Origin of the sequence: Clostridium sp. OM02-18AC (genome assembly GCF_003481825.1) — a bacterium.
GTDB lineage: Bacteria > Bacillota > Clostridia > Lachnospirales > Lachnospiraceae > Brotaphodocola.
Genome location: NZ_QULW01000007.1, coordinates 63,546 through 75,791, shown reverse-complemented (window position 1 = coordinate 75,791; position 12,246 = coordinate 63,546). Strand labels below are relative to the sequence as shown.

The window sequence follows — 12,246 nt, the reverse complement described above, 5'->3', positions numbered from 1 at the left end:
GTCTGTTTTCCTGCCTACTTTCGTTTATTCTCCAGGAGCTTGCCAAGTTCCTCCATAAAGGTATTCACATCCTTGAACTCCCGGTAAACAGACGCGAAGCGCACATAAGCAACCTCGTCCAGCTGTTTCAGTTTCTGCATGACAAGCTCGCCGATCTGCGAGGTTTCTACTTCCCGATCCTCCATGGTAAAGATCTGGTTTTCAATTTCATCGATCATCTGGTTGATCTGCTGGATGGATACCGGTCGTTTATGGCAGGAATGGACAACTCCGGCTTCGATCTTAGAACGGTCATACGGCTCCCTCGACTGGTCTTTTTTGATGACCATGAGAGGCATGGTTTCCAGTTTCTCGTATGTAGTAAAACGCTTTCCGCAGACAACGCACTGACGACGGCGGCGGATCGAGCTGTTGTCCTCTGCCGGTCTGGAATCAATGACCTTAGTATCTGCTGCGCTGCAAAATGGGCACTTCAAGATAGTTTCCTCCTGTAGAAGTTCTTTGTCAGTATTTTAACCCATTTATCAGCTTCACGCAAGTAATTTTAGATCTCACGAAAACTGATTCCGAGCTGATACCATCTGCCTCTCACCGGATTTACCATATTGGCATTTACTCCGCGTTCCTGCAGCATAATATTGGTCTTTTCGATCAGGTTTGCCAGTGTTTCCTTCTCGCTGATATCATACTTTTCATGATGCATCGGAAGCATCAGTCTTACACCTGTCTGCTCAATCTCATCGGCATAGATCTGTTCCGGGTTTTCCGGAAGTCTTCCGGATACCTGGCGGATCATGATATTCGGCTCTGCTTTTGCCACTGCACGGATCATCGGTCTGGACCACATTGCATCCAGACGTCCGCCGACAAATGCAATTTTGAAATTTTCCTTTGTTGTGAGAATGAAATTCAGCTGGATCAGTCCGCCAAGATGTCCCAATTCTCTGGTTCCCGGTCCGCCAATGCCGTAATCTTCTTCCAGAATATTCGCCATCGTCGAATACTTCATTCCCTGCTCATTGTGTGTTCCATGGAGTGTTTCCATTTTGAAATCCAGAAATTCATGGGTTTCCTCACTGCCAACCGCATATACCGAAGTAAATGGAATGTCAAATGCTTTGGCCAGCTCATAGGCAACCGCTTCATGACAGATCACCATCGGATTAAATTTCTTGATGTAATATTCCACATCGGAAATATGATCGCAATGGGTATGATTCAGGATCAGATAGTCCACCCGCTCAACACTTTCCGGAGTAATTCCGTACTCTTTTGGAATCCTGTAAAATTTCAGCCATGGGGCATCCGATACCGGATCGCTGATCATCGGATCCGTCAGGATCACTTTTCCATTTGAAAGTCTGATCTCGTAACACTGTCCGTTCAGCCAGCGCAGACTTACCACGCCATAATTTTCCGTCTTCTCCATTGTAAATCCTCCTGTTTTTTACATGTTTTCCTGCATGTTTTTCTTGCACATTCTTTTCAACAGTCATTTGATCGCTGTTCACGCACGCTGCATAAACAGAAATGTTATCTTCCCTGCTCCTTACAGTATAGCCCGCTCCGCTGTTTTTGTAAACATTCATAAAACACCCCGATTCCGAGCTGTTGCGCTGTTACGCTGTTACCATTGCTATTTGTGCAACATGTTTATGCATACATGTCCGGCAATCCTTCAGTCGCATTTACACGCTTTCTCGATCTCTTTCAGTTTTTTTACTTCCACCAGGATAATATCATCGCCGATCTGACAAACATCTTTGAACGGGATGATATATTCTTTCTCTCGTCCGAAAATCCCACAAAGACACCCTGGTCCCGGAACGATCAGATGTGTAATGCAGCCATTTTCCGGATTAAACTCTACATCCCCCACAAATCCAAGTTTTTTGCAGTCGCAGATATTGATGACTTCTTTTTTTTTAAATCAAAAATACGCATAGCCCACGTCCGGAACCGAAAATTCCTTACTGTAGTCTATGCGTATCCTTTTCTGTTTGTCACTTGCCTGCCAGCCTATGTTTTCTTACGGTCAGCGCAGTAAATGCGCAGACCTACTGAACAGTTACCACGCTTCTTAGAATAACGGAACAACTGCGCCCTCGTAGGTCTGTTCCATGAACTCTTTTACGGTGTCGCTGGTCAGTGCCTCCATCAGGGCTTTGGTCTTCTCATCCTCTTCCTTGCCCTCCTGCACTGCTACCACGTTGCCGTAGGTAGTGGCTGCCTCAGAGTCAGAAGCCTCAACAGCCAGTGCGTCAGATACCTTTAAACCAGCCTCGATTGCGTAGTTCCCGTTGATAACTGCAATGTCAACATCCGGAAGGGAACGCGGAACCTGTGCTGCCTCAACCTCCAGGATATCCAGGTTCTTCGGATTCTCAACAATATCGGTCTTGGTTGCCTTTAAGCCTGCGCCATCTTTTAACTTTAACAGACCCTGTGCTTCCAGAAGAAGCAGTGCACGTGCCTCGTTGGTTGCATCGTTTGGTACAGCAACCTTTGCGCCGTCTGCCAGCTCGTCTAAGGATGCGGTCTTGCCTGCGTAAATGCCAAACGGCTCGTAGTGGATCTTACCTGCGCTGACTAACTTGGTTCCTCTCTCCTCATTGAACTGCTCCAGATACGGAAGATGCTGGAAGTAGTTTGCATCCAGATCGCCAGCGTCCAGTGCCAGGTTCGGCTGAACATAATCGGTATACTCAACGATTTTTAAATCATACCCTTTCTTTGCCAGTTCTTCTCTTGCAGCCTCCAGGATCTCTGCGTGAGGAGCCGGGCTCGCACCTACCGTCAGTTCCTTTAAATCGTCCGTCTTTGCTTCTGCTTCGCTGCTCTCTGCCTCTGCGCTGCTCTCCGCTGCAGTCGTCTCAGCTGCCTCTGCCTTTGTCTCTGCTGCAGTCGTCTCAGCCGGTTTGCTGCCGCCGCATGCGCTCAGGGCTGCTGCTGCTAAAAATGCTGCTGCAATTACACCAATGTTCTTTTTCATAATACTGATCCTCCTCAATGAATAATTTTGATTTATATGGCCTTTGGCCGACAGCCGTCCTGCGGCTGCTAAATCCATGCCTGTCATTTCCGGTCTGCCAGAACAATTTTCTGTTCTGCCGGATTTTTCCAGTTTCCGCATCGGATTCCGATGCGTTCCATTTCTTAACGGATCCGTTTGTCACTCTTTCTTGCCAGTCTCATGCCGATCTCCTGGATGATCTGGACGATGATGACCAGGATTGCTACGGTCACCAGCATGATGTCGGTCTCATAACGGTAATAACCATAGTTGATCGCGATACCGCCCAGTCCGCCGCCGCCAACCGCACCTGCCATCGCAGAATATCCAAGGATCGTGGTCGTAGAAATCGCTGCACCGATCAAAAGAGAGGGCTTTGATTCCGGGAGCAGCACCTTCCAGATGATCTGAAACGTAGAAGCGCCCATGGATTTCGCTGCCTCGATGACTCCTGCATCGATTTCCTTAAAGGACGATTCCACCATGCGGGCAATATACGGAGCTGCCGATGCTACAAGCGGCGGAACCACTGCTTTCCAGCCAAGGCTCGTTCCCACGATTTTCCTGGTGACCGGAATCATCATGATCAGAAGGATCAGGAACGGGACCGAGCGGAGCAGGTTGATGACGAGTCCCAGAATTTTCTGAAGGACCGGGATCGGGCGGATGCCTTCTTTGTCCGTCACTACCAGAATAATACCAAGCGGAATTCCGATAATATAAGAAACCACGGTGGAAATGATCACCATACATAACGTTTCCCCGATTCCATTGCGGATCAGTTCCATGATCTGCTGACTAAATAACATCGCCGCTCACCTCCTCATATGGTACCTGCACCGTTTTCAAATAATGCAGGGCACGCGCCGCATCTGCCTCATCTTCCGGAAGCTGAATGATCATCTGTCCATAGGCCGTACCGCCAATGTCTTTCGTGGATGCATACAGGATATTGACCGGCACTTTGCTTGCCAGGATCATATTCGCCAGCACCGGTTCCATGGAAGATCGTCCATCGAATGTGATACGGATTTTTTTCGAAGCATCGAACTTCACATTCTCCACCGCATCTCCAAGAATAAGCTGACGGCCGATCCTGGATTTCGGCTCAGAAAAGATTTCCGACACCCGTCCGGACTCTGCAATCTGACTGTGATCGATGATGGCAACACGGTCACAGATTGCTTCAATGACTGCCATCTCGTGGGTGATCACGATCACCGTAATCCCCAGATCCCGGTTGATCTGTTTGATCAGCTCCAGAATGGACTTGGTGGTGTTCGGATCCAGTGCACTGGTTGCTTCATCGCAAAGAAGTACTTTGGGATTCGTTGCAATCGCACGGGCAATCGCCACGCGCTGGCGCTGTCCGCCGGAAAGCTGTGCCGGGTATGCTTTCGCCCGGTCTTCCAGACCAACCAGTTTTAACAGTTCCATTGCATGTTCCTTCGCCTGCTGCCTGGGAACTCCTGCAATTTCCATCGGGAAGCACACATTTTTCAGGATGTTTCTCTGAGCCAGCAGATTAAACTGCTGGAAGATCATGCCCATGGACTGTCTTGCCTTTCTCTGCGCTGCCTCGCTTAAGGCCGCCAGATTCTCTCCTTCAAAAATAACCTCACCGGAGGTTGGGATTTCCAGCATATTGATGCAGCGTACCAGTGTACTCTTTCCTGCTCCGGAAAGACCGATAATGCCAAAAATCTCGCCCCGTCGAATTTCCAGATTAATGTCGTCTAAGGCTTTCACCGGACCATTCGCCGTCTTAAACTCTTTGCCCATGTGTTTTAACTGGATGATGGTTTCGTCTGATGCCATGATAGTTTCCTTTCCCTGTTTTGTGAATCCGGTAAACCAGATCATATTCGGATATCCTATTCCGTAAACTTTGCGCAACGCATTTTGTTTCATAAGAGGCAATTTCCTGTGAAACAAGAAAAGCCGCAAAACCTGCACAGGTTTGCGGCAATTAGAATGCGTATTCGATATGATCCTTCTATGCTCTTTCCTGACCTTGCAGATTACTGATGAAATTGATTGCACACGAACATACGGCACATGTTCATCATCATGCCGCACATCATAGCCATATTCATCTGCATGGTCTTGGACTGATTCATAGCTGTTCTCCGTTTCCGTTAATTTTACCTTATGTGGCGTATTGTACGCCGGGTTTTATGTTTTGTCAAGGATATTCTGGAAATTTCGCAGTGCCAGCTCGAAAACGCTTTGGCGCAGGCTGTTTCGCAGTGGCAGCTCGAAAACGCTTTGCGTTTCCTCGCTGAGGGCATTCGCCCTATCAGCCGAAATTTTCACAGGAATTCTGCTTCGTGCGAGCACGGCAGAATTCCTGTAAAAATTTCGGCTGGCACTGCTCATTTAGATCACGTAGTCCCCACCGTCTTCGCTCTGCATCAGATCGGCGATGGTATAGCTGTCAAAAAACTGATTGATCGTTTCATTGAGCCGGTTCCACATCGGCAGAGTCCTGCAGTGGGGGGACATGGCACAGGGTTTGGCATCCGCTTCCAAACAGGCAACCGGAGCCAGAGAACCCTCTGTCAGGCGCAGGATCTCGCCGACTTTATAATCTTCCGGTGCTCGGGACAGGCGATAACCGCCGCCTTTTCCCTGAGCACCTTCTACAAAACCGGATTTGGACAGATTGGACATGATCGATTCCAGATATTTCTGGGAGATATCCTGCCGCTCTGCCACCTCCTTTAACGGAGTAAAGGCGCCGGTGGCATGTTCTGCCAGGTCCACCATGACTCGCAGCGCATATCTTCCTCTTGTTGAAATCATCATAATCCCCAAACCATCCTTCTCATTCTATTCTATTTCCGCCCGGAAACACACGCCTGTTTCCGGGCCGGTACGGACTGTCCCAATTCATCCGGACTGTACGCAGATATAGGAACCGTTACGGTCAGTCTGCAAATAACGGGGTGGACAGATAGCGGTCTCCGGTATCCGGCAGAAGCACTACGATTGTCTTACCCTCATTCTCCGGGCGTTTTGCCAGTTCAATGGCAGCCCAGGTTGCTGCGCCAGAGGAAATACCTACCAGCACGCCTTCATTCTTTCCTACCTCTTTTCCGGTTGCAAATGCGTCTTCATTGCTGACCGGAATGATTTCATCGTAAATCTTGGTATCCAGTACATCCGGAACAAAGCCTGCACCGATACCCTGGATCTTGTGGGCACCTGCCACACCGGTGGAAAGTACTGCAGAGGTAGCCGGCTCTACAGCGACAACCTTAACATCCGGATTCTTGGATTTTAAGAACTGACCGGTTCCAGTAATGGTACCGCCGGTACCAACACCTGCTACAAAATAATCTACCTTTCCGTCGGTATCTTCCCAGATCTCCGGACCAGTGGTCTCGAAGTGTGCTTTCGGGTTTGCCGGGTTTACGAACTGACCGGTCACGAATGCACCCGGGATCTCCTTTGCAAGCTCATCTGCCTTGGCAATGGCACCCTTCATACCTTTTGCACCTTCCGTCAGAACCAGCTCTGCACCATATGCTTTCATAAGCTGGCGGCGCTCAACGGACATGGTCTCCGGCATAACGATGATGATGCGGTAGCCGCGGGCTGCTGCAACCGATGCAAGACCGATACCGGTGTTGCCGGAGGTCGGCTCAATGATCACAGAGTCCGGTTTTAACTGACCGCTCTTCTCTGCTGCGTCGATCATAGCCTTGGCAATACGATCCTTTACAGAACCTGCCGGGTTAAAATACTCGAGCTTTGCCAGAATTTTCGCCTTTAAGCCATATTTTTTCTCAATATTTGTGAGCTCCAGAAGAGGGGTTTTTCCGATCAGCTGGTCTGCAGAAGTATAAATGTTTGCCATTTTTTGTGTCCTCCTTGCATTCACGCAACGTTTTATTATCAAATCATCCACCCGGTTCAAAGGAAATGACCGGACAGACCTGTTTTAATCTGTAATTACTTTACTGCCTCAAAACCATGTTTTAAGTCATCAATGATATCGTCGATATGCTCGGTACCGATGGAAAGACGGATTGTGGTCGGTTTGATGCCGCATGCCAGAAGTCCTTCCTCATCCAGCTGGGAGTGGGTGGTAGACGCCGGATGGATAACCAGGGATTTTACATCTGCTACGTTAGCAAGCAGGGAGAATAATTCCAGGTTCTCGGTGAATTTCTTTGCGGTATTTACATCGCCCTTGATCTCGAAAGTAAAGATAGAACCTGCACCGTTCGGGAAGTAGCGGTCGTACAGTTCTTTCTGATGACCAGTAGCCAGAGACGGATGGTTTACTTTCTCTACCTGCGGATGATTCTTTAAGAAATCTACCACTTTCAGGGCGTTCTCTACGTGGCGCTCTACTCTTAAGGACAGGGTTTCCAGACCCTGCAGTAACAGGAAAGAGTTGAACGGGGAAATGGTAGCACCTAAGTCTCTCATCAGCGTGGTGCGGAGCTTGGTGATGTAAGCAGCATTTCCGCATGCTTCGGTAAATACAATACCATGGTAAGATGGGTTCGGTTTGCTTAAGCCCGGGAACTTATCGTTCTGAGCCCAGTCGAACTTACCGCCGTCTACTACGATGCCGCCCATTACGGTACCATGTCCACCCATGAACTTCGTAGCAGAATGTACCACGATATCAGCGCCATGCTCGATCGGACGTAAAAGATACGGAGTTGCAAAGGTACTGTCCACGATAAACGGAATACCATGACGATGGGCGATCTCTGCGATTGCTTCCAGATCTACCACGTCAGAGTTCGGGTTGCCAAGTGTCTCGGAGTAAAGAAGCTTGGTGTTCGGCTGGATTGCCTTCTCAAAATTTTCCGGATCGGACGGATCGACCAGGGTAGCAGTGATTCCCTGCTCCGGCAGTGTGTTCTCAAACAGGTTTGTGGTACCGCCATACAGATTGCTGGAAGATACAACATGGTCTCCTGCCTTTGCGATATTCTGGATCGCATAAGCGATTGCTGCGGAACCAGATGCGGTAGCCAGTGCTCCGATACCACCCTCTAAGGCTGCAACTCTCTTCTCGAATACATCAGAGGTCGGGTTCATTAAGCGGGTATAAATGTTTCCCGGCTCGCTTAAAGCGAAGCGTCCTGCTGCCTGTGCAGAATCTTTAAATACATAAGAAGTAGTTGCGTAAATCGGTACTGCTCTGGAGTCGGTTGCCGGATCTGCACTCTCCTGTCCTACGTGAAGCTGAAGGGTCTCAAACTTATAATTCTTGCTCATGGTATGTACCTGCCTTTCCAAATTCATCCATAACTGGTTTTACGCCTGTTCAGTTATTCAGATTGTTTTCTTCTTTTGAATTACCCTGTATTTCTGTAGGTGATTCGTTGTTTCGTATTGTAAGTCCTTTAACCCACTATGTCAATAGGTATTATGGTGTTTTTTCAATGTTTTTCTATAAATACAATTTTCAGCACTTCTGCCTGCATACAGTAGAAATCAGCGGACACGCCACCGGCGCCTCCTCAATATGCAAAGTAAAAAAAGAAGGCACCCTGCGGTACCTTCTTTCCAGTTTTTCTTATTAATCTTTCATCAGCCGCAGAGATCTGCGATCGCCTGCGCAAAAATCTTGGCACTTACTACCAGTTCCTCAACAACTGCAAATTCATCCGGACCATGCATTTTATTATCCGTTTCCGGCATTGCAGCGCCAAATGCCACACCATTTGCAAGACTGTGCACATAGGTGCCGCCTCCCATGAACTGGCATTCGCCTTTGCGTCCGGTATAAGTTTCAAACGCCGCAAGAAGTGTCTTTACAAAATGGGAATCCCCCGATACATGATGCGGCGGAACCATATCTTTATTCAACAGGGTCAGTCCCTGCTCTGCCATGCGGCTTCTCACAACTTCAAGCACATTGTCGTCATTTCCGCATACCGGAACACGGCTGTCAAACTTGCCGTCCAGGTTTCCGGCATCTACCGTCAGCATATTGAAAGACAGGGTCAGTTTTCCGGAAATCTCATCTTCCATGGATACACCAAGCGTCTGTCCGGTCACATCACCATGCGGGATCAGAGCTGCTGCCTTGCGCACCATATCGATCTGCTCACACGGTGCAAATGCCAGCTTTCCAAGGAATACCAAAAGTCCGGTCAGCGCGTTGTTTCCCACTTCCGGAGTCGATGCATGGGCACCGGTTCCGGTTGCAGTTACCGTGGTCACTGCGCCCTCGCTGACAAAATCAAAATGAATTCCGGTTTCTTTTTCCGTCTCAGCAGCTGCTGTTGTTAAAGCGGTCTCTGCAAAACCTTCCACGACAGCTTTTGCTTTTCCCGGCACTACATTCACTTTGGTGCCTGCCTGAATGGAAACCAGCTTCGGAAGCGCATCCGAGCACGCAAACGCTGCGGTAAAATGTCCCGCAAAACGGCCTTTCTCCGTATTTACCAGCGGATAAGCCGCATCCGGGGAAAAAGTCATTGGTGCTTCCTTTTCCTGGCTGTAATAATACTTGATATCGCTGCTGCCGCACTCTTCATCCGTACCAAGGATCAGGCGCACATTTTTCTTAAGCGGAATGCCAAGTTCTTTGACTGCACGCATGGCATACAGTGCTGCCACAGCCGGTCCTTTATCGTCTGCAGTACCGCGACCGTAAAGCTTTCCGTCTTTTACGATCGGTTTGAACGGTTCTGTCACAGTCCAGCCCTCTCCTGCCGGAACGACATCCAGATGTGCCAGGATATCCAGCTGACGCGGAAGCTCATTCATATCCACGCAGCCCACATATCCATCATAAGAGCAGGTTTCAAAGCCGTAACCCTCCGCCATATCCAGAGCCGTATCCAGACACTCTGCGGCACCAGGACCAAACGGCATGTCCATATCTTCTTCCTCCGGCATCTTTTCACTGTTGATGCGGCAGAGTTCACAGATATCTTCGATCATCTCATCTTTGTGAGCGTCCACCCAGGCGCTGATTTTCTCTTTGTACATAAGATTAACCCCCAAAGTCTATTATTTTTGTCATTTTACAGCATTTCGCTGTTATTCACACAAATGCGTCCAGAAATGATTTATTTCATCATGCCGGCAAGAGTCTGGTTTACCAGCTTACCGTCCGCTTTGCCTTTTACCTTCGGCATCAGAACCTTCATGATCTTGCCCTTGTCTGCACCGGTCGGCTGCTCAATGCCAAGCTCTGCAAGAACTCCCTTGATCACCTCCGTGATCTGCTCTACGTTCATATCTTCCGGAGCGAACTCTTTGTAAACGGCAAGTCTTGCAGCAGCTTCCTCGCGGATGTCGGTACGGTCTGCCGGAGCCATGTCGTAGGTCTCCTGGGTCTGGCGGATTTCCTTCTTAACAACGGCGTTCTCTTCATCCTCCGTCAGCTCCTCACGCTTGTCGATCTGCGCGTTCTTCAGTGCGGAAAGCAGCATGGACAGGGAATCTTTTCTTGCCTTGTCTTTTGCCTTCATTGCCTCTACCATTGCAGCTCTTACTACGTCAATCTTGCTCATGATTTATTTCCTCCATATATTTTTTATGACTTCTAGTTACGCCCGAACTCACTCAGCTTTAATCCCGGGTTGCGGTCCTCTACCATGCCGATGCTCCAGCTGTTGACAAAGATCAGAAGCGGGTTGTCCTTTAAGTCCTTGATACGCTTCATGTCGGAGGTACCCTGGATCTTGGCCACATCGATCTCGTCCTTGTTCTCGATCCAGCGGATGTACTCGTACGGCAGCTTCTCCAGCTTCACCTCTACATTGTACTCATTTTCCAGACGGTAGGTCAGAACCTCAAACTGCAGCTCGCCGACTACGCCAACGATGATCTCCTCCATACCGGTGTTGAACTCCTGGAAGATCTGGATCGCACCCTCCTGGGCAATCTGGCTGACACCCTTCAAGAACTGTTTGCGCTTCATAGTGTCGATCTGGCGCACACGCGCGAAATGCTCCGGTGCGAAGGTCGGGATGCCCTCGAACTCGAACTTCTCGTTGGAGAGACATAAGGTATCACCAATCGAGAAAATACCCGGATCGAACACACCGATGATATCACCTGCATATGCCTCCTCGACGATCTTTCTGTCCTGCGCCATCATCTGCTGCGGCTGGGACAGGCGGATCTTCTTGCCGCCCTGCACATGGTTTACTTCCATGCCGGCCTCGAACTTGCCGGATACGATACGCATAAACGCGATACGGTCGCGGTGTGCCTTATTCATGTTTGCCTGGATCTTGAAGACAAACGCGGAGAAATCGTCGTTAAACGGGCTGATCTCTCTTGTGATCGCCTTTCTCGGCAGCGGGGAAGTCGTCATCTTCAGGAAATGCTGCAGGAAAGTCTCAACACCAAAGTTGGTCAGTGCAGAACCGAAAAATACCGGGGATAAATTACCGCGGCTGACACGTTCCTGGTCAAACTCATCGGCTGCGCCGTCCAAAAGCTCGATCTCATCTAACAGCTGCTGGTGGTAATCGGCTCCGATCACCGCCTCGACATCGGTTCCCTCTACCGGGAAGGTCTGGGAATCGATCTCTTTCTGTCCGCCCATGGCAGCCGTGAAGGTGGTAATGGTCTTCTCATGGCGGTCATACACACCCTTGAAGTTCTTTCCACAACCGATCGGCCAGTTGATCGGACAGGTACGGATGCCAAGCACGTTCTCGATCTCATCCATCAGTTCAAACGGATCGCGCGCTTCGCGGTCCATCTTGTTAATAAAGGTAAAGATCGGAATGCCTCTCATGACACAGACCTTGAACAGCTTGATGGTCTGTGCCTCAACACCCTTGGAACCGTCGATAACCATGACCGCACTGTCGGCCGCCATCAGGGTACGGTAGGTATCCTCAGAGAAGTCCTGGTGTCCCGGGGTATCCAGAATGTTGATGCAGTAGTTATCGTATTCAAACTGCATAACGGATGAGGTTACGGAAATACCTCTCTCCTTCTCGATCTCCATCCAGTCGGATACGGCATGCTTTGCGGCCTTTCTTCCTTTTACGGTACCTGCCAGGTTAATGGCACCTCCGTAAAGCAGGAATTTCTCCGTCAGGGTTGTCTTACCGGCATCCGGGTGGGAAATGATCGCAAAGGTTCTTCGTTTCTTGATTTCTTCTGTTATATTCGACAAAAGTTTGTCCTCCGTTCTATATTGTACATTCGAAATTTCCGAATGTATATAAGGTGAAAGCGGTCTGAATCTATCCGCTTTTATTTCTCGTTCCAAACTTACAGTTTACCAG

At 49.2% G+C, this 12,246-nt stretch carries 11 protein-coding genes and 1 pseudogene; all 12 read right to left on the bottom strand.

All coding sequences use genetic code 11. From position 1 onward, the window contains the following. Positions 1 to 14: 14 nt before the first annotated feature. The 12 genes and pseudogenes from nrdR to DXB18_RS06635 all read right to left on the bottom strand — a co-directional run bounded on the left by nrdR (position 15) and on the right by DXB18_RS06635 (position 12,134). Positions 15 to 476: a transcriptional regulator NrdR gene (gene nrdR, locus DXB18_RS06695; protein ID WP_118543611.1), complete on the bottom strand. Its 462-nt coding sequence runs from the start codon at positions 474 to 476 to the stop codon at positions 15 to 17. A 68-nt stretch (positions 477 to 544) separates the two neighbouring features. Then, the gene (locus tag DXB18_RS06690) at positions 545 to 1,429 is read right to left on the bottom strand and encodes an MBL fold metallo-hydrolase (protein WP_118543612.1); all 885 of its coding nucleotides are present in this window, start codon (positions 1,427 to 1,429) and stop codon (positions 545 to 547) included. A gap of 249 nt (positions 1,430 to 1,678) precedes the next feature. Then, positions 1,679 to 1,915, bottom strand: a pseudogene (locus DXB18_RS06685) (PRC-barrel domain-containing protein); the annotation flags it as partial. Positions 1,916 to 2,080: 165 nt separating this feature from the next. Continuing rightward, a complete protein-coding gene (locus DXB18_RS06680; protein WP_118706741.1) occupies positions 2,081 to 2,992 on the bottom strand; it encodes a MetQ/NlpA family ABC transporter substrate-binding protein in 912 nt (303 codons plus the stop codon). A gap of 164 nt (positions 2,993 to 3,156) precedes the next feature. Further along, positions 3,157 to 3,822, bottom strand: a complete 666-nt coding sequence (locus tag DXB18_RS06675; RefSeq protein WP_182430498.1) for a methionine ABC transporter permease — start codon at positions 3,820 to 3,822, stop codon at positions 3,157 to 3,159. Then, the gene (locus DXB18_RS06670; protein ID WP_182430503.1) at positions 3,812 to 4,831 is read right to left on the bottom strand and encodes an ATP-binding cassette domain-containing protein; all 1,020 of its coding nucleotides are present in this window, start codon (positions 4,829 to 4,831) and stop codon (positions 3,812 to 3,814) included. The genes DXB18_RS06675 and DXB18_RS06670 overlap by 11 nt, the downstream gene beginning before the upstream one ends. 561 nt (positions 4,832 to 5,392) lie before the next feature. After that, complete coding sequence (locus DXB18_RS06660; RefSeq protein ID WP_118543615.1) at positions 5,393 to 5,821, bottom strand: RrF2 family transcriptional regulator; 429 nt, start codon at positions 5,819 to 5,821, stop codon at positions 5,393 to 5,395. Between the two features lie 121 nt (positions 5,822 to 5,942). Beyond that, positions 5,943 to 6,875, bottom strand: a complete 933-nt coding sequence (gene cysK, locus DXB18_RS06655) for a cysteine synthase A (protein ID WP_118543616.1) — start codon at positions 6,873 to 6,875, stop codon at positions 5,943 to 5,945. A 95-nt stretch (positions 6,876 to 6,970) separates the two neighbouring features. After that, complete coding sequence (locus DXB18_RS06650; protein WP_118543617.1) at positions 6,971 to 8,257, bottom strand: O-acetylhomoserine aminocarboxypropyltransferase/cysteine synthase family protein; 1,287 nt, start codon at positions 8,255 to 8,257, stop codon at positions 6,971 to 6,973. Between the two features lie 315 nt (positions 8,258 to 8,572). Next, positions 8,573 to 9,982, bottom strand: coding sequence for a dipeptidase PepV (pepV, locus tag DXB18_RS06645; RefSeq protein ID WP_118706737.1), 1,410 nt, complete (start codon positions 9,980 to 9,982; stop codon positions 8,573 to 8,575). Positions 9,983 to 10,062: 80 nt separating this feature from the next. Beyond that, positions 10,063 to 10,509 carry a GatB/YqeY domain-containing protein gene (locus DXB18_RS06640; protein WP_118543619.1) on the bottom strand — a complete coding sequence of 149 codons (447 nt, stop codon included), beginning with the start codon at positions 10,507 to 10,509 and terminating at the stop codon, positions 10,063 to 10,065. A 32-nt stretch (positions 10,510 to 10,541) separates the two neighbouring features. Continuing rightward, complete coding sequence (locus tag DXB18_RS06635) at positions 10,542 to 12,134, bottom strand: peptide chain release factor 3 (protein ID WP_118543620.1); 1,593 nt, start codon at positions 12,132 to 12,134, stop codon at positions 10,542 to 10,544. Positions 12,135 to 12,246 lie beyond the last annotated feature (112 nt).